The following is a 21,976-nucleotide window of genomic DNA, read 5'->3' as shown; positions in this document are numbered from 1 at the left end:
TCCCAGGATCGATTATGAACGCTTGCTCGTTAATCTATAGATTAACGGATTGACGATCTCTCTCCGCCATATTAACAGGAGGTCGACCAACGGAATGATACTCGAACCCGAACCGTTCCATCACCTGCAGGTCGAAGCAGTTGCGGCCGTCTATAATAACCGGATGCTTCATCAGGCTGCGAATGAGCGCAAGATCCATCGACACTACACTCTGCCACTCCGTCAGAATGACACAAACATCGGCGCCATTCACTGCCTGCTCCAGCCGTTCATAATAGTGCACGCCGGATGGCAGCTCGCGTTTGGCGGAATCGGACGCGATAGGATCATACGCCCGTACAGATGCGCCTTGCTTCAGCAGCTCCGGCACAATCGTAAGCGACGGCGCATAACGCATATCGTCCGTTTCCGGCTTGAACGCCAGTCCAAGGACAGCCACCTGCTTTCCAGCCAATCCGCCAACCGCTTCCCGCAGCTTGTCCATGACAATATAGCGCTGCTTCTGGTTCGTTCGAATGACCGACTTCAGCAGCTCAAAATCATAGCCCGCCTTGTCTGAAATATGCGCTAACGCATACGTGTCCTTCGGAAAACAAGAGCCGCCGTAGCCAATTCCCGCCTGCAGAAATTTACTGCCGATCCGCGAATCCAATCCCATGCCAGCAGAAACGTCCGCAACGTTCGCCCCGACACGCTCGCATATGTTGGCTATTGCATTAATAAAGGAGATTTTCGTAGCGAGGAACGTATTCGCCGCATATTTGATCATCTCGGCGCTCTCCAGATCGGTGAAGAAAATTCTTGTTTTGAAAGGAGCATGAAGCTCTGCTATAACATCTGCCGCCTCTTGATTGTCGGAGCCGATAATCGCCCGGTCCATGCTCATGCAATCGGCAATAGCCGAGCCTTCGCGCAGAAACTCAGGATTGGAGACGACGTCGAACCGCGTCCACGGAACCTTCTTATTGGCCTGAATGACTTCGCGTACCAGCTCGCCTGTCCCGACGGGGACTGTGCTTTTGTTCACGATGATCTTATGCCCGTTGAGATGCTCGCCAATCTTCTTCGCAGCAGACATGACATATCGCATATCCGCCTCGCCCGTCTCTGACATCGGAGTGCCTACAGCAATATAAATAATATCCGACGACTCAATCGCCTCTCCGACCTCTGTTGTGAAATAGAGCCGCTCTGCCTTCGCATTGCGCTCGACCAGCTCCTGCAAACCCGGCTCGTAAATCGGAATTTCACCACGGCGCAGCCTGTTGATTTTGTTCTCATCCACATCACAGCATATTACCCTGTTGCCAATCTCCGAGAAGCATGCCCCTGACACTAGACCGACATAACCTGTACCGATAACCGTTATTTTACGCATCTACTTCGCCACCTTGTTTAAGAGTGAGAAATGCTGTTCATACACGTTCTGAATATAACCAAGCATGTCCGCCTGCAGATCCTCGCGCTGCAGCGCGAAATCGAGTGTCGCTTTAATAAATCCGAATTTATCCCCAACATCGTACCTCACGCCGTCAAAATGATACGCCAGCACCGTCTTCTGATCATTCAGCTGCTTAATCGCATCGGTCAACTGAATCTCTCCGCCGGCTCCCGGCTTCTGATGCTCCAAAATATCGAATATTTCCGGTGTTAGAATATAACGTCCCATAATCGCATAATTGGATGGCGCCGCTTTGCGGGAAGGCTTCTCTACCAGCGTGTCCAGGAAAAATACCGATGGTTCGATGGAAGCGCCGCGCGGAGCGATGATCCCGTACTTGGACACATCCTCATCCGCAACTCGCTGCACGCCGACCACCGAGGAGGAGAAGCGCGAGTAGACCTTCATAAGCTGGCTCAGACATGGCTGCTCCGATTGCACGATATCGTCCCCGAGCAGCACCGCAAACGGCTCATTGCCGACAAAGCTGCGCGCGCACCAGATCGCGTGACCGAGACCCTTGGGCTCCTTTTGGCGAATATAATGAATATTGGCCATTTCGGAAATGGAGCGGATCTGTTCCAACTCCTTACTTTTTCCTTTCTGATTCAACGTCTCTTCCAGCTCAAATGATTTGTCAAAATGATCCTCTATCGCTCGTTTGCCCCGTCCGCTGACGACCAGAATATCTTCGATTCCCGAGGCGATAGCCTCTTCGATAATATATTGAATCGTGGGCTTGTCCACGATAGGAAGCATCTCTTTAGGCTGCGCTTTCGTGGCCGGCAGGAAGCGAGTGCCGAGGCCAGCCGCAGGAATAATCGCTTTACGCACTTTCATGAGTCGCCCTCCTTGTCTCCATAAGATGCGAGATACCTGATATGACCCGCTCCTGATCCTGCTCGCTCATGCTGGAGCCTGATGGGAGACAGATCCCTTGCGTGAACAACTGATCCGACACGCTGAATTGCTCGGTATGCGGATAGTAATCATATTTGCGCAGCAGCGGCTGCAGATGCATCGGCTTCCACACAGGCCGGGCTTCAATATTGTCTGCCTCAAGCGCCCGCACAAGCTCAATAGCGCTTACTCCAGCGATTCGCGGATTGACGGTCATTGCTGTCAGCCAGCGGGTTGAACGACCGTATCCTGCCTCCGGCATGAATTGAATGCCGGGGGCATTCCGAAACGCCTGTTCATAACGCTCGAATACAGCTCGCCTTGCACGAACCCGCTCCTCCAGCAATTGCAGCTGGCCGCGGCCGATTCCCGCAAGCACATTGCTCATCCTGTAGTTGTACCCGACCTCGCTATGCTCGTAGTGCAGCGCCGGATCACGGGATTGCGTGGACCAATAACGGGCTTTGGCCAGCGCATCGTCGTTGTCAGAGACGAGCATGCCGCCGCCTGAGGTCGTAATGATTTTGTTCCCGTTGAAGGAATAGATGCCGAACGCGCCGAGCGTTCCGCTGGCCCGGCCTTTATATGTGGCGCCGAGCGATTCAGCCGCATCTTCAATGACCATGACGCCGAAGCGATGGCACAGCTCAATAATCGGGTCCATATCGGCGCTTTGCCCGTATAGATTGACTACGATAACCGCTTTGGGCAATCGATTTTCTTTTCTGGCGGCAATGAGCGCCCGCTCCAGCGCCTGGGGCGACATGTTCCATGTCTCAAAGTCGCAATCAATGAACACTGGCTCTGCTCCCTCATAAAGCACAGGATTCACACTAGCGATGAACGTCAATGTGGATACGAATACTGTATCCCCTCTTCCAATTCCGGCAATGCGCAGCGCCTGATGAATAGCTGCTGTCCCCGAGCTTAACGCCAATGCCCCTTTGATGGACACTTTATGGGCAAGCTCCCGCTCGAACTCATCTACATTAGGACCAAGCGGCGCGATCCAATTCGTCGCGAACGCTTCCTGCACATAGCGCTGCTCCCTATCCCCGATATGCGGAGGCGATAGATAGATTCGCTTCTCGTTCGTCATGAGCCTCTCTCCTTTGGTCGTGAAATTATGCTGAATATAATGAATGTGTTCTTGTGTGTAAGTTAAGTTGAGTTGAGTTAAGTTGAGTTGAGTTAAGTTGAGTTGAGTTAAGTTGAGTTGAGTTGAGTTGAGCTGAGTTGAGCCAATGGCATAATTGCTTGCTAATATTGACGCAATATTCCCACTATTCTGAATAATTAGAGGTCCATACAGCGTCCTCAGCAGCACTTGAACTGCTAAACTGCAGAAATGAAACGCGGCATAAACACTCCTGATGTCTATGACGACACCCCAGAATGACAATGGGAGTTGTGTGCGCTGTCTGGTAGTTGCTTGCTATTATCGTATAAACTGCAAGAAACCGATAACCCAGCCCACTCACGTTACTAATCCGCGCAGTTTTACTACATTTCCTCCTTACGATACTAACCGGAGGAGATTCTGCTACGTCCTGCCATCTGTAAGGCGGTTTTTCAAGCTTACAGCGCGTTTCATTCTACTTTTCCGTGCTGTAACACTGTTTTTCAAGCTTACAGCGACAGATGCAAGGGATTCTACTACGTCCTGCCATCTGTAAGGCGGTTTTTCAAGCTTACAGCGCGCCTCAATCTACTTTTCCGTGCTGTAACACTGTTTTTCAAGCTTACAGCGACAGATGCAGGGGATTCTATTACGTCCTGCCAACTGTAGGGCGGTTTTTCAAGGTTTCAGCGTGCCTCAATCTACTTTTCTGTGTTGTGTGAACTGATAGTTACGTTCTAATTTCGTATCTGCAATCCCGATGCTTGATTACTTTGGCTGGAACACCGACGGCAGTTGCGCCCTCCGGCAAATCCCGTACCACGGCTGCGCCTGCTCCAACGATGCACCACGCGCCGATTCGGATAGAAGGGATGACAGATGCACCAATGCCAATATGCGCACCATCCCCGATGCTGGCATTCCCCGCTACTGTGCTGTTCGGAGACAAATGGGCGAACCAGCCTACCTCAGTATCATGCTCCACAACAGCCCCCGAGTTGACGATGGCATGCGCCCCTATGCAAGCGCTATGATTAACAATTGCGCCTGCCATCACAACCGATCCCGGGCCAATGTAAGCATGCCCTGAAATAGTTGCCGCCGGATGAACAAGCGTTGCATAGCTTTCAAGCGCCAGCCCAAGCCGCTGCACCATTGCAGAACGGGCTTCATTGCTCCCAATCGCGATCATGACCTTCGTATTCCTGTCCGATTCTACCAATTCACGCACCTTATCTGGATGGATATGGAAGATGCCGTCCTTGCAGGCAATATCTGTGCATAAATCATCCGCCATCGCGATAACCCGATACTTTCTCGCCGCTTCCACTAGATCGGCAATAACGCGTCCGTGACCACCATTTCCTACAATGATGAGCGGTATCCAGCCAAGTGGAGATGTGCGATCTAGTGGAGATGTGCGATCTAATGGAGATGTTCGATCTAGTGGAGATGTTCGGTCAAGAACATTGCTCTCACTTCCGGAACAACACAAGTCCAATGCTTCCCTCTCCCGAATGATTGCAGCTATATCCCGATCAGTAAGTACGGTCATATGGCACGCTCCGCATTGCGGCTGCCGGAAAATTTGCAAACAGTGGCTTGCCCTTCCTGTTGAATGCCTTCCCGCTTCATCACTTTAATAATGGTCATCAGCACAATCTTACAATCCAGCAGCAAGGAATGATGATCGACATACCATACATCGAGGTTGAATTTCTCCTCCCAAGTCAGTGCATTGCGCCCATTCACCTGAGCCCAGCCCGTAATGCCGGGACGGACCTCATGTCTGCGCGCTTGCTCAGGGGTATACAAATCCATATATTCCATCAGCAGCGGTCTGGGACCAATTAAGCTCATGTCTCCGCGAATAACGTTCAGCAGCTGCGGCAGCTCATCAAGACTCAATTTGCGAAGCAGCTTTCCGAAAGCAGTCAGCCGCACCTCATCCGGCAAATCATGGCCTGCAGCGTCTTTTCCATCCGTCATCGTGCGGAATTTGAACAGAAGAAACGGATTGCCATATCTACCTGGACGCTGCTGCCGAAACAGCACCGGCGAACCCAGCTTGAAGCGGACAGCCAGAGCTGTCACGGCAATAACTGGCAGGAGCAAAAGCACCGCAGGGATACTAATGATCAAATCAGCCGCACGCTTGATGAATCGCTTCCCTATTGCATTCCACCTGCCCGTCTTGGATTTATGCGCCGCAACCTCGTCATACATAGCGCTTATCCGTTCAACGACTAGCGATTCGGTAAATTGTGATTCAATGCGACGCCTTCCCGCTGCGCCTAATGATTCGCGAAGGCTTTGATCGCTCATCATGCGATGGAGCGCAGCAGATAGTCCCGCCGCATCGCGGTAAGGCACAAGCTCGCCTGTAGCTTCCGCTTCCAGCTCTTGCTTGCTGCCTCCAGCAGCAGTATTTATAGCACTTGCTGCACTTGCTGCACTTGCTGCACTTGCTACACTTGCTGCTGTTGCTACACTTGCTGCACTTGCTGCTGTTGCTGCACTTGCTGCATTATCAGCCTTGCCAGCATCCTCTCTAACACTCACCACCAGCTCTCTTGTGCCGAGAACATCGGTTGCGACAACTGGCTTGCCGTAGGCCATCGCTTCCATGAGCGACCTTGGTATGCCTTCCTTCTCGCTGCTCAGCGTCACTGCGTCTGCAATAAGCAGCCATGGGACAAGCGGCGATTGCTGACCGATCAAAACAATATCGCCCTCCAGCCCCTCATCCGCGATCCGCTTACGCACCGCTTGCTCCAGCGGCCCTTGTCCCGCCAATGCGGTTACCCAGCAGAGCTTATCCGCCTTCTTGGCTTGAACAAGCGCATCGATCAGCAGGTCATGATCCTTGACCGGCTCGAACCGTGCAGCCATGAGCAGCAACGGCCTGTCCTCCCGGATGCCGTAGGCTTGCTTCAGGTCACTTTCGTTCAGCCGAGCCAGCGCTTGAGACGCCGCCTCATCCAGCTTGGCCACATCAACGCCATTGCCTTCAAAATAAACCTTGCGCCACGGCGCCAGCCGCTGCATCACAGCAATATCCTCTTTGTTCTGGGAAGCAAGCGCATCGCAGAACAACGCCGCCGTCCGCTCAAGCAGCCGGTAGATTGCATAGGATCCGCGTGCTTGCCCTTCATAGAACGGCAGCCCGTGGCTCGTATGAATAATCGTCGGAACACCGGCCAGCCTTGCCGCGACTCTTCCGATCAAGCCTGCCTTGGCTGTATGCGTGTGAACAACGTCATACTGCTCTCTCTTGAACAGCTTGCGCATTTGCCATATGGAACGTAAATCGCGAAGCGGTTGGATCGTCCGGCTCATTGGGACATCCTGCCAGCGGAACGGATAACTCTCGCGAATCGTCTCGTTCAGACCATCGCCAGCAGATATGAAGGTTACTTCATATCCGGCCTGATGCAGCAGCGTCAGCTTGTCGCCGAGAATTTTGTGGCTGATGCCCGACGTACATACATGCGCTACTTTTCTCATCGTTATTCTCCTTCCTATCTAATCGAAAGTAGATTCATATAGAAGGGCACTCAATCAAGAGCGGCCAACGCGCAGCAGCTCCTCGACAGCTTCCCTCGATGTATAATAGCTCCGATACCAATCTACGAATCGGCCAATGCCTTCCTCAATCGAGGTTGTCGGCGCGAACCCGACATCGCGGGTCAAATCCTCGATATCCGCATAGGTCGCTTCCACATCGCCCGGCTGCATCGGCATGAACTCAAGCTTCGCTTCCTTGCCGAGCTTTTGCTCAATCGTTCGGATAAAAGTCATGAGCGCCTCCGGTTTATTGTTCCCGATGTTGTATACCTTGTAAGGCGCATAGCTTGTCCCTGGATCTGGATGCTCTCGATCCCACTGCGGGTCCGCTGTCGGCGGACGGTCATGCAGCCGCACAATACCCTCCACTATATCGTCAATATAGGTGAAGTCCCGCTGCATCCGCCCTTCATTGAACACCTTGATTGGAATCCCGTTCGAAATATCGCGTGTAAAGCTGAAGTACGCCATGTCCGGCCTGCCCCAAGGGCCATAGACCGTGAAGAACCGCAGCCCAGTCGCCGGCAATCCGTAGAGATGACTGTAAGAATGCGCCATCAGCTCATTGGATTTCTTGGTCGCCGCATACAGGCTGACGGGATGGTCCACATTGTCGTGAACGCTGAACGGCATTTTCACATTCGCGCCATAGATGGAGCTGGAGGACGCATACAGCAGGTGGCTGACCCCATGACGGCGGCAGCTCTCCAGCACATTGCCGAAGCCAGTCAGATTCGATTCCAGATAAGCGAACGGATTCGTTAAGCTATAGCGCACGCCCGCTTGAGCAGCCAGGTGGATCACCGTCGAAATGTCGTGCCGCTCGAACAGGCTATTCAATTCCTCGAAACGCGCAATGTCGCCTTCAACGCCGATAAAGGATAATTGTTGCCGCAGCATTCCGAAACGGTCGCGCTTTAGCTGCACATCATAATAATCATTGAAATTATCCAGGCCAACTACTTGCTTGCCTTCCCGCAGCAGTCTGTCAATCAGATGGTATCCGATGAATCCCGCTGCCCCGGTAACTAGTATTGTCATAGCGCTTCCACTCCCTTCGATTCATTCTTGGTGTATGTGCCGGATTCTGCCCGTACTCTTGCGTCCGGATGAACATCATCGGAGGCAACAAAGTCGCGAAAGGATTGCCAGAATGTCATCCGCTTCTGATCGAGCTTCGATTTGGTATACTGCTTCGCCCTTGCAAAATTAAGCTCCGCTTGCTCCGCCAGCCACGCTCCATTGCCTATCGCTTGCTGCAGCAGGTCTGCGAGCCCCTTCACATGGCCTGGACGATGAAGCCATTCCCCTTCAATCAGCTCAGGAATGCCGCCCGCCGTTGAAGCGATGACCGGACATGCGCGGCTCATCGCTTCAATCGTCGCACGCGGCAAACCCTCCTGATAGCTCGGTTGAATGTAGAGATCCAACTCATCCAGCCACTGGAAAACCGCATCCCCGCTGGGCAGAACGCCCTGAAAGCTTACAAGCTCCCGCACACCAAGTCTGGCTGCATAAGCATGCCATTTCTCCGGCGAACCGTCTCCGAGTATGACGAGCTCGAAGGGCTGCGAAGTTTTGGCGATTCTCGCAATCGCCCGCAGAGCGGTATCAATCCCTTTCGTGCGGCCATTCAACGAGCCGATCAAGCCGATTCGGAAGGGCTTCATTCTGTTCGTCTCCAGCATGGTGGATGTGATTCGTTGAAGCCTTCGAGCCAGCACATCCTCCGCCGGCGCCGGAATTTCAACATTGGAGCAGGAGCCTTGAACCCCGGAAGCGCTCAGGGGATACCGCTGCTGCAGAAACTGCTCTGTTACATAGATGCCGAATGGCGCCTGCTTCACGAGCCGCCGCGTCTTCCACAGTGCAAACGGCGCGTACAGCTTGCCCTGCGCATTGCCGTAATTCCACAGTCCATCCCATGCACAGGCGACCATCTCAATCGAATATGGCTTGCCCAGCTGACGAGCGACGCGAATCGCTTCACTGCCAATCTCGCTGGGCATCCGAGCGATAACAGCATCAGCCGTTCGGATAACCTCGATCAAGCTCTGCTCCACATACCCTCTTTTTGTCAGCTTATTAACGGGATTGCTTAGTGATGGCAGCACGAGAAAGTCAACATTCGGTCCGCTCGACAGCGTCTTGCCCTGCATATCTGCGGACGGTCCAGTCTTTTGTCCCCGACAGGCCACGGTTACACGATCGAACACGGACAAATATCGTTCCCACACCGCATAGGGCAGTTTGCCGCCGGAATAAAACTTTCCTGATTCATTGAAGTAGAACGTATGGTCATGCGCCCAAACTACATGCATCCTTAATACCTCCTTCTATACTTGAGCCACGCTGCCAGATCCCCGCAGCCTCTTCTCTCCCATAATTGCCTTTACCGCTTTGGCGGGCACGCCCGCAGCGACGACACCTCCCGGAATGGAACGTGTGACAACCGCTCCTGCTGCAATAACTGTACGGCTGCCAATCTCCACACCCGCAAGGACACGGACGCCGCAGCCGATCCAGACATCGCGGCAAATCCGGATTTTTCCGCATACAACCGGATTGTCTCGTATTGGCGATGATTCATCGCTCCACGTATGCTGGAACGAAACGAGCGAGGATTGATGGGCAATCGATACATCATCCTCGATTACGAGCTCGCCGTAGGCATCCAGATAGCTTTGCTTATGAATGCTGACATTCGAGCCAATGGACAGCCGTTCCCAATACCGAATCTCCACACCGCGCCCCACCAGCACATTGTCGCCGCATCTGCGGGCCAGCCGCCGGAGCACGCAATAGCGACAAGCTACGCCGACAAGCTCTGGCAGCATATCGCTGAGCGTCCACATCCAGACGAGCAGCGGCTTAGGCACTATTCTCAGAACTAGAATGAACCCGTTCAGCAAAGGCTTGGCGGATCGGAACAGATCACGACCCCGCATAAGGCAATTCACCCTTTCGTTTCAAGTGATGGTCATCCGGCTGGAACCATTTGCGGCCCCATACGAGCGAATACGCAAAGACGACATAGAGCAGAGGCAGTACAGGCAGCTTTTTGCGCACCATGTTGTCTCCAACTGAGCCTAGTCCGTATTCCAGCTCGCGGCCGGAGATCGATACATAGCCGACAAGCACAAGCGTACAAGCATAGGTGTACAGTAAAATAAACGCAATAATATAGAATGGCCTCGTATCCTTGAACCGAATGAAATTCAGCACGGACAGGATCAAACCGCCCGTCATCCACAGCGCCTCCAGCGTCCGATAAACCAGCTCAGGGCTCCAGTTGCCCGCATTAATCGGGTTGGGGCTCAGGAAGAGGAACACCACGAGCAGGAAGGAATTCATCAGGCCGAGCGGTCCAATGAGCAGGACGAGCATTCCCATTGCCAGCACCATGACAACGAATGCGGTGCGAACCCGTTTTGCATACAGGAAGTAGAAGCCGAACGTATATACAATGGCATAATCTCGTAATCCTGTTGAATAGAGCAGGACGAGCAGGAACAGCAAATATTTGCGTCTGAGCAGCAGGCTGGCCCCGTATAATCCAAGCAGGGCGCAGGCGACATCCTTCGCAAACACGGATGACATCAGCATAAAGGCCGGACTGATCAGCAAGCCGAATATGACATAGGAATGGAAGCGCATCCGCTGTTCTTCAGCCATTTCATAGTGAAAATGCGACTCGTTCAGCCGGTACATGCTATTGACAACCAGAATGAGCAGCAGCGAATTGAGCATGACGATGGAGAATGTATCCTCAAGCTCCAGCCACTTGTAGAATGGCATATAGATGAGCCCGAACATCGGATAGGCCGACAAATCATTCCACTGGTTCGCAATATGATCCATCGCATAAGGGAAGAAATCGGTGAAGCCCTTGAATGCCCCGATTTGCTCGTAATACCTTGTCTCATCCAGTCCCGTTACCGGATTCTGAGTCATCGCATAGATCAGCTTGCCGCCCAGCATGACGAAAATTCCGACAAACAGAGCGACCGGCGTGTTCGGCCAACGCAGCAGCATGAAAAAGAACGGCAGCAGCAGCGCAAAATAGAGGACCGTTCCCAGCTGCTGATCCAGCGGCAGCAGCAGCTTGCCCAGCAGCAGCAGCATGACAATGTACAATGCGGCGGCAAGCGGATGCTGCAGCGCACTGCGTTTAGCCTCCATACAGCCGCTCCAATCTCCTTACGCTGCTTGACATATTAAAGCCCGAGCTCTCCAGCGCCACAAGCCGCTTCGGCCATTCGGGCTGAGGCGTCAAGGCCAGCTGCCGGAAGCCCTCCACCCACTTGCCCGCAGCATCATCCAGCCGAAGCCGACTGACTAGGCCGAGCTTCAAATCCGCTTCATCCGGCACGCCCTCCGAGATGAGGCAAGGCACGCCTGCCGCCTGCGCTTCAATGAGAACGATGCCTAGTCCTTCGTATTGCGAAGGGAGGATAAAGCCATCGGCCGCTCCTAGCAGCTCTGGAATATCCCTGCGAAGGCCAAGAAATTCGATATGCCCGCTTAATCCGAGCCTCTCCACCTTCTCCTGCATCGCCTGCTTCTCAGGACCATCTCCAACAAGCAGCAGCTTCGCATCGGGATTAGTCCTGAGATATTCAGCGAACCGATCGATAAGAAAGCTGTGGTTCTTCAAGGGCTGGAATCGGCCGATGTGCGCGAACACCTGCGTTCCATCGTTCGGGATGCCAAGCCGCTCTCTCAAGGAAGCGCGATTGGATGGCAGCGATTCGTACGGCAATAGCGCGATTGCGTTGGGAAATACCTGCACGCGCGAATCGCTCCAGCAATTCGTGCCGAACAACGATTCACATGCTGCACGCGAGCAGCCCAGCATATGGGTCGTATGCTTCAGAATCAGCCGCTGCATATGCTGGCGATAGAGCCTGCGAAGCAGCGACTCCCTCGTTTTGCGATGGACCGTATGGCTGTGGCTGATACGTACCGGAATGCCAAGCCCGCTGGCCAGCTTGAGCACATAGCCGCTAAAGCCGAAGATATGGCTGTGAACAGCTCCGTACGGGCCATGCTTGCGCACATTGGCCTCGAACGCCCGCCTGAACCGCTTCAATCCGCGCTGCGGATGCGGCTGGCGCAGAATCCTTCCCCCAAGCGCCTCAATCTCATCATCATAGAAAGCCCGTTCCTCGCTCTGTACAGCAAAATGAAATTCATATCTGTCGCGATCGAGATGCCGGAATACGTTCATCAGCAGTGTTTCGATTCCGCCGGGATGCATTTTGCCGACTACGTGAAGGACTTTGATTTTATGACTCATGGCAGCAGGCTCCCGATATGCTTGTACAGCTGCTCCTTTTTGTCCATCATCGTTTGAAGCGATCGTGCGGGCGGTTTCTCATCCAACCTCATGCCCGCTACCGATTCCACGGCCGGATGATTGAAATTGATCAGATGATGAGCCAGATTCAAATCGCGGAATATGCTGGACAGCTTCTTGTCCCAGATGATGCCATAGGTCGGCTTGCGCATCGAGATCGCAGGCAGACAGGCATGAAGCCGCTGCGCAATAACCGCATCACAATCGGCGATCTGGGTGATCAAGCCATTGACCGTTGTCGGATAAGAATAGAAGCTGACATTCGGTATATCCTTGCAGCGGGGCTTCACCATTTGCTCGACGAAAGCATTGTCCGTATCCGCGCCATTGGTGAACACGCGAACCTCATATCCCTTGTCAGCCAGAAGCTCGGCTGTCGTTCGCCACCATTCGGCGCATTGCTCGCGATCCCAGCGCAGCTCCGTGCTCCGCCTCATCTCATTGGGGTCCATTATGCCAAGCCCGATAATCCGTGCAAGGCTGGGTTGCTCAGGCGGATCAAGCAGGCCGACTGAGGAGGTATGCCCGGCCGCTGTGCGCGGTGGCTCGATCAAGCCCACCGATGCGGCTGATACTGCCGCCGTTCGCGGCGCGGCAATCACCCCGACCGACGAGACTACCTCGGCTGCTGTGCGCGACGGAGCATTCACACCGATCGACGCGACTGACTCGGCCGCCGCACGCGGTGCAGCAATCACACTTGTCGCCGCAATCTGTGGCGAGCCCGAGCCTGCCGCTGCGTATGCCGCTGCATTGTTTGAACCCATAAGCGGCTGCGACTGTACGATTGAGGCGAATGTCTCCTCTGTGAATAATGCCGGGTCGCTAAGCGCAATTATTTTCGCCGACAAGGAAGCGTCCACACTCAGCAAATAATCGCGGGATTCCTCGTCCCGTACAGCAATCGTAGCGGCATACCGGCAAACGCTGCGAAACCATGCTTTTGCCGGCGTGCTCCAAGGTCCGCGTGCGCCGACCAGCATAATATGAAGCGGCTTGCGCTGTCTTGCTGCTTCAGCAGCAACTCTGCGAACGGCAAGCGGGAAGGTAAGGTACGTATCAATAAACAAATGTCCGCCGCCTATCATCACAACATCGCATTGCGCAACCATTTTTCTCAGCTCGCCGTTGATTCGGGAATGATTGCGGCGGTGAATCCAATACGCTTTGGCCATTCGAAGACTGTCAGGCGTTGCCCGCTTCTTCAGCCCGTCACCGTTCAGACGATAGCTCGCTGGATCTCGCTCTCCCTCCTCATTGCTGCTGTCACCTGTAAACCGTCCCCGAGTGAGATCGAAATGAATCACTTCATGCGGACCATGCATCTGGATAAGATGAGTCAAAGTCCGAGCAATCAATCCATCCCCCAGGTTCGGGGACTTCGGCACTCCGGCAAGCAATACAGTCGTCATAGTCCGTTCCTCTCCTTCACTTCCATCCGATTCGTAATCTATTGCGGCGGCGAGTCCTGCTCCTGCTGTTTTCTCTGTGAGCCGCCTCCAAACGTCCATACTGGTGTAGTGATGCCGTATTTGCGCTTAATCGCAACGGCCATAATCGCATTCCATGTAACAGCGGCGCAGCAGGAAGCTGCCGCCGCGCCTGTCATGCCAAGCAGCGGAATGAGCAGCACGCTGAGCATGACATTCAGCGCAGTCGCTATGACGAGCACCCGCGTCAGAACACGATGATAGCCGGTCATCGTCGCCATCGTTCCCGTCTGCCCGCAATAAGCGCCGAACAGCTGACCAGCAGATAAGAGAAGCAGCGCCGGATAGGCAGCTGTGAACTCTGTGCCGAACAACCCGAGAAGCGGCCGTCCCGCAATGACAAAAGCGATAAACACCACCGCCGCGAACGAGAAGCCCGCTCTTCCCGATGTTGTGCATACCTGCTGGAGCTGTCCATGATTGCCTTTGGCATATGATTCCGAGAGCAGCGGAGCAGCGGTCATGTTAATTGCTGTGATTGCAAAAGACACAAGTGCAGCAAGCCTTACAGCTGCCGAGAACAAGCCGGATTCCGTCTCGCTGTGCATCACTCCCATAAGCAGGACGCTCAACTGGCCCAGTATCAGGTACATGCCCCCGTTAATCATGAGAGACAGGGACAGGCGTATCCAGTACCGGGTTGCATATTGGGTATCAACGGCTGCCGTTTGCTCCTTGATCCGCTTCTTCAGCACAACCGCGCCTATCAGATACGATACTGCAACCGCCGCAGCGAAGCAGAGCATGGCAAGTCCTGCATCCGCTTCCCAATTCAGCAGGAATACGGTCATTAGCAGAAGCCCCATTGTGAGCAGCGGCCGTACAATTTTCTCCGGCATTTGCGCGAACAGCACATCCTTCAGCGCTTGCAGGGCGCTCTGCCTGAGCGTTGCCAGTGTAAGCAGCGGTATCGTAGCGAAGCCGACCGCGTAAGTTGCCAGTTGTGTATCCGTCATCTCGCTATAGCGCAGTCCAAGAATGACGAAGCCGGTTGCGGTCACCGACAGGGATACCGCAAAGCCGAGCTGATTGGCCCGCTTCAGCAGTCCTTTGATCAGCGACCACTCATCCTTCGCTTTCATAGCTGCCACTAACCTCACAATAGAGGTATCAAAGCCGAGCTTAGCTGGAAAAACCAGAAACGTAACTACCGTCGTCACAAAAGCATACGTTCCGTAGCCCGCCGCCCCAAGAAGGCGCGCCAGCACAATTTGCATGATCAGCGCCAGCCCCATTCCGGTTGAATTGAGCAGGAAGCTGATGCTTCCGCCGCGGGCAAGCACTTTTGTTATTGCGGCAGGCTTGCCCGCAACCGGTTTTGCCAGCCTTTCTGCGTTGGCCATTCCTTTACTACCACCCCTTGCATAAATGTCAGTGCCCTTGCGCGGTATTCGGAGCTCTAATGCGGTTGTCGATCACGCATTACGCATTACGCATTACGCATCTCGCATTACGGATCTCGCATTACGGATAACGTATTGCGGATTGCGGATTGCGGATTGCGAGGCTCCTTTGCAACTTTCGGCAACCGCTTCGCAACTTTTAGGATACGTTGCTGTATGTCGGTACAAGATGTTTGAGCAGCGCTCGTATTTGCTCTGGCTGCTGCCCCAGCACCTGTTCCAGCTTGCGAATTTCAAATTCAAGCTCTGAGCGGTTGATCTGAGTCGGCTTGCCGATGAAGATGCGGTCATGCTTGGTCGATGAGAGTCCCTCTTCGTTTGTCAACAGCTCCTCGAACAGCTTCTCACCCTCGCGAATGCCGCTGAATTGAATGTCCATATCGACATTTGGCTCGTAGCCTGACAAGCGGATCAGGTCCGCTGCCAAATCATAGATTTTGACCGGCTTGCCCATATCCAGGATGAAGACCTCTCCTCCGCTGGCGAATGCCCCAGCCTGAATAACAAGCTGGACGGCCTCCGGAATCGTCATGAAATATCGAACCATCTCTGGATGCGTAACAGTGACAGGGCCGCCTTTTTCAATCTGATCCTTGAATCGCGGAATTACACTTCCCCGGCTTCCCAGCACATTGCCGAATCGGACCGCAACGAACTTGGTTCTGCTATGCTTGTCCAGACTTTGAATGAACATCTCGGCTATTCGCTTGGTTGTGCCCATAATGCTCGTTGGATTGACCGCCTTATCTGTTGAGATAAGCACGAATCGCTCAGCAGCAAACTGATCGGCACATTCGGCAACATTCCTTGTCCCGAATACATTGTTCTTGATCGCCTCAGATGGATTCCTCTCCATCAACGGTACATGCTTATGCGCAGCGGCATGGAAAACAACCTGCGGATGGAACTTCTTGAACACATCCTCCATACGTTTACGATCCTGTACATCTGCAATGACGGTCTCAATGACCAGCTCGGGAAAAGTAGCCCGAAGCTCCATCTCAATCGTGTAGATGCTGTTCTCGCCATGTCCGAGCAGCAGCAGCCTCTTCGGGTCGAATGGTGCGATCTGGCGGCATAGCTCAGAACCAATCGAGCCGCCCGCTCCGGTAATAAGAACCGTCTTGCCTTCCACATAATTGGCGATGTTGTCCAGATCCGTGCGGATCGGATCACGTCCTAGCAGATCCTCCACCGATACATCGCGAACCCGGTTCACTGTGCTGCGCCCTTGGATCAGCTCCTGAAGATCAGGGACGATTTTGAGCCGCGCTTTCGTCTGCTTGCAAATATTAATAATGGCGGAGATTTGCGATTTGGATACCGAAGGCATCGCAATGATAATTTCATCAATCCGCTCAGATTCCGCAATTCGCGTAATATCGTGGCGTCCGCCGTAGACGGGCAGCTCATAGATCGTCAGCTTCGTCTTGTAAGGATCATCGTCAATGAAGCCGACAGGGACGAATTGGGCGGCATCATTCTGCAGCAGCTCCTTGGCTATAAGCGTGCCGCAGCTCCCTGCTCCGATAATAAGCGCCCGATGCCGTCCAGTCCGCCTGCGCGTCCCGAATTTATCGCAGAAGGCTCTCCACAGCAGCCGAGGTCCGGCCATCATGAAGATCATGCCAGTCAGATGGTGCAGGAGCAGCAGCATCGGCACATCCCAGCCATAGATGGCATTGGTCAGCAAGAAGGGCACAATGCCCGTCCACAATGCGGCGGCGATAATCGACAGCATTTCACTAACGCCAGCATATTGCCATATTCGGCGATGGAGCTTCATTCTCAGCATGCAGATCAGACCGATTACACCAGCTGTCACAGTATATACCAGCCACAGGCCGGGATACGGCTCATTCCACGGATTGGCATATTGCATCCAGAATGAAACTGCCAGGCTCAGCACGACTGCCGACAAGTCAAGAACGATTAACAAATGCGTTCGATAAGCTGCAAACATCCTTTAACCTCCTCAAATTTTTAGCCATTCAACCAGCAAGCACGACCGCCGATTCAATCTAGTGATCCAACTGATACTCGTAATAGTTGCTCCGATCACGATTGGCGGTTTGATTCAGCGCGACGCCGACTATTCTGGCTTGTACAAATTGCAGCGCATCGCGCGCCTTCACAACCTGCTGGCGTTTCACACTTCGGGCATTGACGACAAGCAGCACGCCGTCGCAGCGTGACGCCATAATCTGCGCATCGCTCACCGCAAGCACTGGCGGTGTATCGATCAGGACATGATCATATTTGCTCCGCAGCTCCTCCAGCAGCTGGTCCATTTTACGGGAGCCCAGCAGCTCCGAGGGGTTCGGCGGTATTGAGCCTGACGGCATAATATGCAGATTCGGAATATGCGTCTTCTTCAACGCTTCGTTTGTTGTTGCTTTGCCGGTCAGCACATGCGTCAACCCGCAGCGGTTCGAAATCTGGAAAGTTCCGTGCGCGGTCGGCTTGCGAAGATCCGCATCGACAAGCAGCACCGATTTCTCCGTCTGCGCATAAGCCACCGCCAAGTTATTGATCGTCGTCGTCTTCCCCTCCTTCGGATTCGCCGAGGTTACCATCAGCAGCTGAAGGGAACGATCTACCTCGGCATACTGCAGATTCGTCCGCAAGGTGCGGTAGGCCTCCGATATGGAGGAAAGCGGATTGACATCCGTAATAATCGATCTCACGTTAGTTGGATGCATGAGAAGTTTCACCCGCCTTTCTCGGAATCGAACGCCGCTTCTGCTTGCCGCGCAAGTCGCTCTCGCGAATCGAAGGGATGAGAACGAGAGTCGGCAGTCCCAGATAACGCTCAACATCCGCTTCCGTCTTCACCGTGTCGTCAAAATAATCAAGCAACAGCACAAGCCCTACTCCCAGCAGCAGCGATAGTACGAAGCAAATCGCTATATTCAGCTTAGGATTCGGCTTGATCGGAGCAGGAAGCTTGTTTTCGTTCGCCATATGCAGCAGATAAACATTATCCACCTTCATGATGTTAGGGATTTGATTCTGGAATTCTTCCGAGATGGCATTGACGATACGCGCTGCTTCTTTGTAATCTGTATGCGGATAAGAAAGCGTCACTACCTGCGTGCCATTCACGGAGCTAAAGGTAATATTCCGCATCAGCTCGTCCGTCGTCACGTTGTACTCCGGATGTTTCTTGACCACCAGCTCCATAATGGCCGGCGTTCGGATGATTTCCTTGTATGTGTTGATGAGACTTATGTTCGTGTTGATCGCATTCAAATCAAGCTGGAGCATGCCTGGTTTGTCATTGGCGGAATTAACGATGAGCTTCGTGCTCGCTTGATAGACCGGCTTCATCAGCATGTAGCTTACGATGCCGGAGGCCGCTGTTCCTAGAATGACGACTGCGATTACAATCCAGAGCCTTTTGCGTATAAGCGACAAATAATGCTTCAAATCCAGTTCCTTGCTCAATTTGGGTCGTACCTCCATCCTTAGGATCTAAACAGGGACCATCCACGAAATAAAGACTTCGGCCTTCTCCGCTGAAGTGTAGGTTTGTGAATGACGGGGATGTTGTGAACAACAGCCCTTGCATTGCGCTTATAGTATTCGACGATGTCCGCCCCCAATTTCTCAGCAGCAGCACGATAAGCGCTGCTCAGCTCATAAGGACGTGTCGTCGCATTATGGGCGTCAGATGCAATAAAATGCACCAGATTGCGTCGGCACAAATCTAGCGCCACCGACTTCACGCTTCTTCCAAAGCGTCCCGTAAGCGAATGGGAAGTGATTTGGCACAATGCGCCGCACTCAACCAATGCAGCCAGCCTGCCCGGATCGGCTGCGATTTCCGCATTTCTCTCCGGATGGGCAATGATCGGCCTCAGCCCGGTAATCCGCAGCTCATGCACCATCTCTTCAAAGCGTTGCGGCACACGGGATGATGGAAATTCAAGCAGGACGTAAGAGGATTCTCCCAGCGGCAACAAATGGCCAGCTTCAAGGTCCTCCAGCAATTGAGAATGGACACGTATTTCTTGCCCTATCATCACACGAAGCGGAATCCCTAAATGTTCAAGCTCCGTGCTAAGCTCCTTTGCCCGCTCGCGAATAACAGAGGAATCGGTATCATATCGCCCTCTGTTATAGTGCGGTGTGGCCAATATAGTCGAGACACCGTCATGAACAGCGCTGCGCGCCATTGCGACAGCGTCTTCCAAATTCATCGACCCATCGTCAAGACCATGCAGCAAATGACAATGAATGTCGATCATGACATCTCCTCACTTTCCGCAGCATTATTATTTCATTCATGCTCATGCAAAAGAATTCGATGTGCGCTCGCTTGCTGCTGCACCGTATTGGAGCAACTGTTTTTCCTAGCATGAAGGATAAAGGGATTATTTTGAATAGGTGTTGGTGTTTATTTTAGTTTGTCGTTGTATATGCTATCGTCCCTATATTATCGCTACGATCTATACTCAAAATAGGGGCTAATCCATCCTTTTTTTGTTATTTTTATAGATTGTTGTTAATTAAATTACATATATACCCTTTCCGAGGTCAGGGGTGTTTTTACGTCAAAAGTATTACAATTTGCTTACACTACATAATTCGATACTTCTTAGAGCAACAACGGCTTAACACAATAATGACGAATGACCGAATCCCGTCCACCTCTGTTTCAAATCCATTAACTGGTAATTTCTTCAGGGTATATAGTCGGATATTTACTTTTCATGGGGCGTACGTCACACGTTACCATTTCAAAAATCGTCATCTTTATTGAAAATAAATATTCATTTTTACGGCTTTATAGACTAAAACTATTAAAAATATTGGTTATTTATCTTGGACCGTCATGAAAATGGGGATTATAGTAAGGATAAAATTGTGGAAAGGGGTTCTGACGATGCTGCAAACGGTTATTTCCACCTTATTTCAGGTCATAGTTCCACTTTCTATACCTGTCATTGCCGGGGCTTTGCTGGGGTATTATAGGAAGCTGGATACGGGGCCGCTATCTATTCTATATCTTTACTTTTTAACTCCGGCCATTATTTTGGAGACGCTGTATACCGCCCGAATATCGACAGAGGACGTTTATGCGACGATCTCTTTCTCTCTGCTTAATCTGGCGCTGCTATGGGCTGTCGCGACCGTTCTCGCCAAGCTCTTGAAGCTGCGTTCTCCTGAGGCTGCCGGCCTTACTCTAATATCGACCTTTACCAACAGTGTCAATTACGGTCTTCCGCTAGTCCTGCTTGCTTTCGGACGGGCAGGATTAGATACAGCCTCTGTATATGTCATTGGGCAAATGATTATTGTCAACACAGTCGGTGTCTATTTTGCCGCCAGATCCGAGTTCTCAGTGAAGAATGCTCTCCGGTCGGTTTTCAAGCTTCCTGCTATATACGCGGCGCTGGTCGCCATGCTGCTTCGTGTGTTTGATTTGGTTATACCGGAGGGTATACATACGGGGATCGCTATGGTTGCAGGCGCCTATCCGCCAGTGGTATTGGCGATATTAGGCGCCCAGATGGTCAAAGTGGGCCAAAGTGAATGGAATCGGGGCATGCAGTCTGCTTTCTGGGCAGGAATGTCCGTTCGAATGCTATTGTCGCCGATTATCGCGTGCCTCGTATTGTATGTCCTGCAAATTGACGGCACACTATTCACAGTCCTTCTCATTCTTGCGTCCATGCCAGTCGCTGTCAATGCAGTTGTGCTTGCGGAACGATTCAATGCTTCTCCCAAACTAGTATCGAAATGTATCCTTTGGACTACACTGGCATCATTTATTATACTTCCATTTCTGGTTGCTGGGACCCAATAGTGACTTATTGAAGCTCGATAACAGTAATTTCCGGGCGGCAAAACAAGCGAAAGGGCAAAATTGTCGTACCGATGCCTCGATTCGTATACACCTGAAGCTCAGAATCCGCTATCTGATACAAGCCGCTCACATATTTCCTTCCCTGCGGCGGAGCGATCAGATGCCCCACAATCGGCAGTCGAATCTGCCCGCCATGACTATGACCGGACAGCTGCAGCTTGATCTGCGGCAGGCTGGCAGCTGTATCGGCATAATCAGGCTCATGCGCCAGCAGAATAACAGCACTCTCTGTGGCGACCCCATTCAGCGCTTTCTTCAAATCGGGCTTTCCGTAGATCGTATCATCCACCCCTGCAATATAGAGACGTTGGCCTTTCCTTTCTACAAAAGCATGCCTGTTCTCCAGCAGCTCGAATTCGGCGGCTTCCCAGAATCGCTTTACAGTAGGCGCATCATGATAATAATCATGATTGCCCAGCACCGCGTACTTGCCAAGAGGAGCCTTCAAGCCTCTCATCATAGCGATGCAGGCCTCTATCCCATCTGGACGCTGATCTATGAAATCGCCTGTGAAGCAGATCATATCCGGCTTCAGTTGCTCGATATGCGAGACCGCTGCAGCCATATTATCCGCGTCGTAATGATAGCCGAAGTGCACATCACTGAAGTGTACGATTCGCGTTCCTTTATATGAAGAATGTGTCTGTACAGGCAGAACAGCGGCTTCGATCTCCCGTATTTCGATCCAGCTCCGTTCCAAATAATAGGCGTACATGGGCGTTCCGACCGCAGCGGCCATTCCGCCGCCAATCAATTTCTTCAGAAATGCTCGCCGGGTCATTCGATGTTTATGTTCCAATTGCAAATTGCGCACCTCCATCCGC

At 52.7% G+C, this 21,976-nt stretch carries 18 protein-coding genes; 1 reads left to right on the top strand and 17 read right to left on the bottom strand.

Going from position 1 to position 21,976, the window contains the following annotated elements; all coding sequences use genetic code 11:
• Window positions 1–34 precede the first annotated feature (34 nt).
• From tuaD to L6H65_RS12830, 16 genes are all read right to left on the bottom strand, one after another.
• Window positions 35–1,378, bottom strand: coding sequence for a UDP-glucose 6-dehydrogenase TuaD (tuaD, locus tag L6H65_RS12910; RefSeq protein ID WP_236342951.1), 1,344 nt, complete (start codon window positions 1,376–1,378; stop codon window positions 35–37).
• The gene (gene galU / locus L6H65_RS12905) at window positions 1,379–2,281 is read right to left on the bottom strand and encodes a UTP--glucose-1-phosphate uridylyltransferase GalU (RefSeq protein ID WP_236342950.1); all 903 of its coding nucleotides are present in this window, start codon (window positions 2,279–2,281) and stop codon (window positions 1,379–1,381) included. It abuts the gene before it with no gap.
• A complete protein-coding gene (locus L6H65_RS12900) occupies window positions 2,268–3,440 on the bottom strand; it encodes a DegT/DnrJ/EryC1/StrS family aminotransferase (RefSeq protein WP_236342949.1) in 1,173 nt (390 codons plus the stop codon). The genes galU and L6H65_RS12900 overlap by 14 nt, the downstream gene beginning before the upstream one ends.
• Window positions 3,441–4,191: 751 nt before the next feature.
• A complete protein-coding gene (locus L6H65_RS12895) occupies window positions 4,192–5,016 on the bottom strand; it encodes an acetyltransferase (RefSeq protein WP_236342948.1) in 825 nt (274 codons plus the stop codon).
• On the bottom strand, window positions 5,013–6,968 hold the full coding sequence (locus L6H65_RS26700; RefSeq protein WP_307728340.1) for a sugar transferase: 1,956 nt from the start codon (window positions 6,966–6,968) through the stop codon (window positions 5,013–5,015). Before L6H65_RS26700 ends, L6H65_RS12895 begins: the two co-directional genes overlap by 4 nt.
• Before the next feature lie 54 nt (window positions 6,969–7,022).
• The gene (locus L6H65_RS12880; RefSeq protein ID WP_236342947.1) at window positions 7,023–8,069 is read right to left on the bottom strand and encodes an NAD-dependent epimerase; all 1,047 of its coding nucleotides are present in this window, start codon (window positions 8,067–8,069) and stop codon (window positions 7,023–7,025) included.
• Complete coding sequence (locus L6H65_RS12875) at window positions 8,066–9,349, bottom strand: glycosyltransferase family 4 protein (protein WP_236342946.1); 1,284 nt, start codon at window positions 9,347–9,349, stop codon at window positions 8,066–8,068. The genes L6H65_RS12880 and L6H65_RS12875 overlap by 4 nt, the downstream gene beginning before the upstream one ends.
• Before the next feature lie 15 nt (window positions 9,350–9,364).
• On the bottom strand, window positions 9,365–9,976 hold the full coding sequence (locus L6H65_RS12870) for an acyltransferase (RefSeq protein WP_236342945.1): 612 nt from the start codon (window positions 9,974–9,976) through the stop codon (window positions 9,365–9,367).
• Window positions 9,963–11,210 carry a hypothetical protein gene (locus tag L6H65_RS12865; protein ID WP_236342944.1) on the bottom strand — a complete coding sequence of 416 codons (1,248 nt, stop codon included), beginning with the start codon at window positions 11,208–11,210 and terminating at the stop codon, window positions 9,963–9,965. The genes L6H65_RS12870 and L6H65_RS12865 overlap by 14 nt, the downstream gene beginning before the upstream one ends.
• Window positions 11,200–12,327, bottom strand: a complete 1,128-nt coding sequence (locus L6H65_RS12860) for a glycosyltransferase (protein ID WP_236342943.1) — start codon at window positions 12,325–12,327, stop codon at window positions 11,200–11,202. Before L6H65_RS12860 ends, L6H65_RS12865 begins: the two co-directional genes overlap by 11 nt.
• On the bottom strand, window positions 12,324–13,799 hold the full coding sequence (locus L6H65_RS12855) for a polysaccharide pyruvyl transferase family protein (RefSeq protein ID WP_236342942.1): 1,476 nt from the start codon (window positions 13,797–13,799) through the stop codon (window positions 12,324–12,326). The genes L6H65_RS12860 and L6H65_RS12855 overlap by 4 nt, the downstream gene beginning before the upstream one ends.
• Window positions 13,800–13,837: 38 nt before the next feature.
• The gene (locus L6H65_RS12850; protein ID WP_236342941.1) at window positions 13,838–15,220 is read right to left on the bottom strand and encodes an oligosaccharide flippase family protein; all 1,383 of its coding nucleotides are present in this window, start codon (window positions 15,218–15,220) and stop codon (window positions 13,838–13,840) included.
• Between the two features lie 199 nt (window positions 15,221–15,419).
• Entirely contained in the window at window positions 15,420–17,243 is a 1,824-nt protein-coding gene (locus L6H65_RS12845; protein ID WP_236342940.1) for a polysaccharide biosynthesis protein, read from the bottom strand.
• Window positions 17,244–17,301: 58 nt separating this feature from the next.
• Window positions 17,302–17,982, bottom strand: a complete 681-nt coding sequence (locus L6H65_RS12840; RefSeq protein ID WP_236342939.1) for a CpsD/CapB family tyrosine-protein kinase — start codon at window positions 17,980–17,982, stop codon at window positions 17,302–17,304.
• Window positions 17,969–18,727 carry a YveK family protein gene (locus L6H65_RS12835; protein WP_236342938.1) on the bottom strand — a complete coding sequence of 253 codons (759 nt, stop codon included), beginning with the start codon at window positions 18,725–18,727 and terminating at the stop codon, window positions 17,969–17,971. Before L6H65_RS12835 ends, L6H65_RS12840 begins: the two co-directional genes overlap by 14 nt.
• 20 nt (window positions 18,728–18,747) lie before the next feature.
• Complete coding sequence (locus tag L6H65_RS12830) at window positions 18,748–19,530, bottom strand: tyrosine-protein phosphatase (RefSeq protein ID WP_236342937.1); 783 nt, start codon at window positions 19,528–19,530, stop codon at window positions 18,748–18,750.
• 638 nt (window positions 19,531–20,168) lie between these two features.
• Here L6H65_RS12830 and L6H65_RS12825 point away from each other — a divergent pair.
• Complete coding sequence (locus L6H65_RS12825; protein ID WP_236342936.1) at window positions 20,169–21,092, top strand: AEC family transporter; 924 nt, start codon at window positions 20,169–20,171, stop codon at window positions 21,090–21,092.
• Window positions 21,093–21,096: 4 nt separating this feature from the next.
• Here L6H65_RS12825 and L6H65_RS12820 read toward each other — a convergent pair whose 3' ends face one another.
• Window positions 21,097–21,957, bottom strand: coding sequence for a metallophosphoesterase (locus L6H65_RS12820; protein WP_236342935.1), 861 nt, complete (start codon window positions 21,955–21,957; stop codon window positions 21,097–21,099).
• Window positions 21,958–21,976 lie beyond the last annotated feature (19 nt).

Origin of the sequence: Paenibacillus plantiphilus (assembly GCF_927798095.1) — a bacterium.
GTDB classification, from domain to species: Bacteria; Bacillota; Bacilli; order Paenibacillales; family Paenibacillaceae; genus Paenibacillus_Z; species Paenibacillus_Z plantiphilus.
Note: the sequence above shows the minus strand (reverse complement) of the source record. Positions and strands in the feature narration are given on the sequence as shown.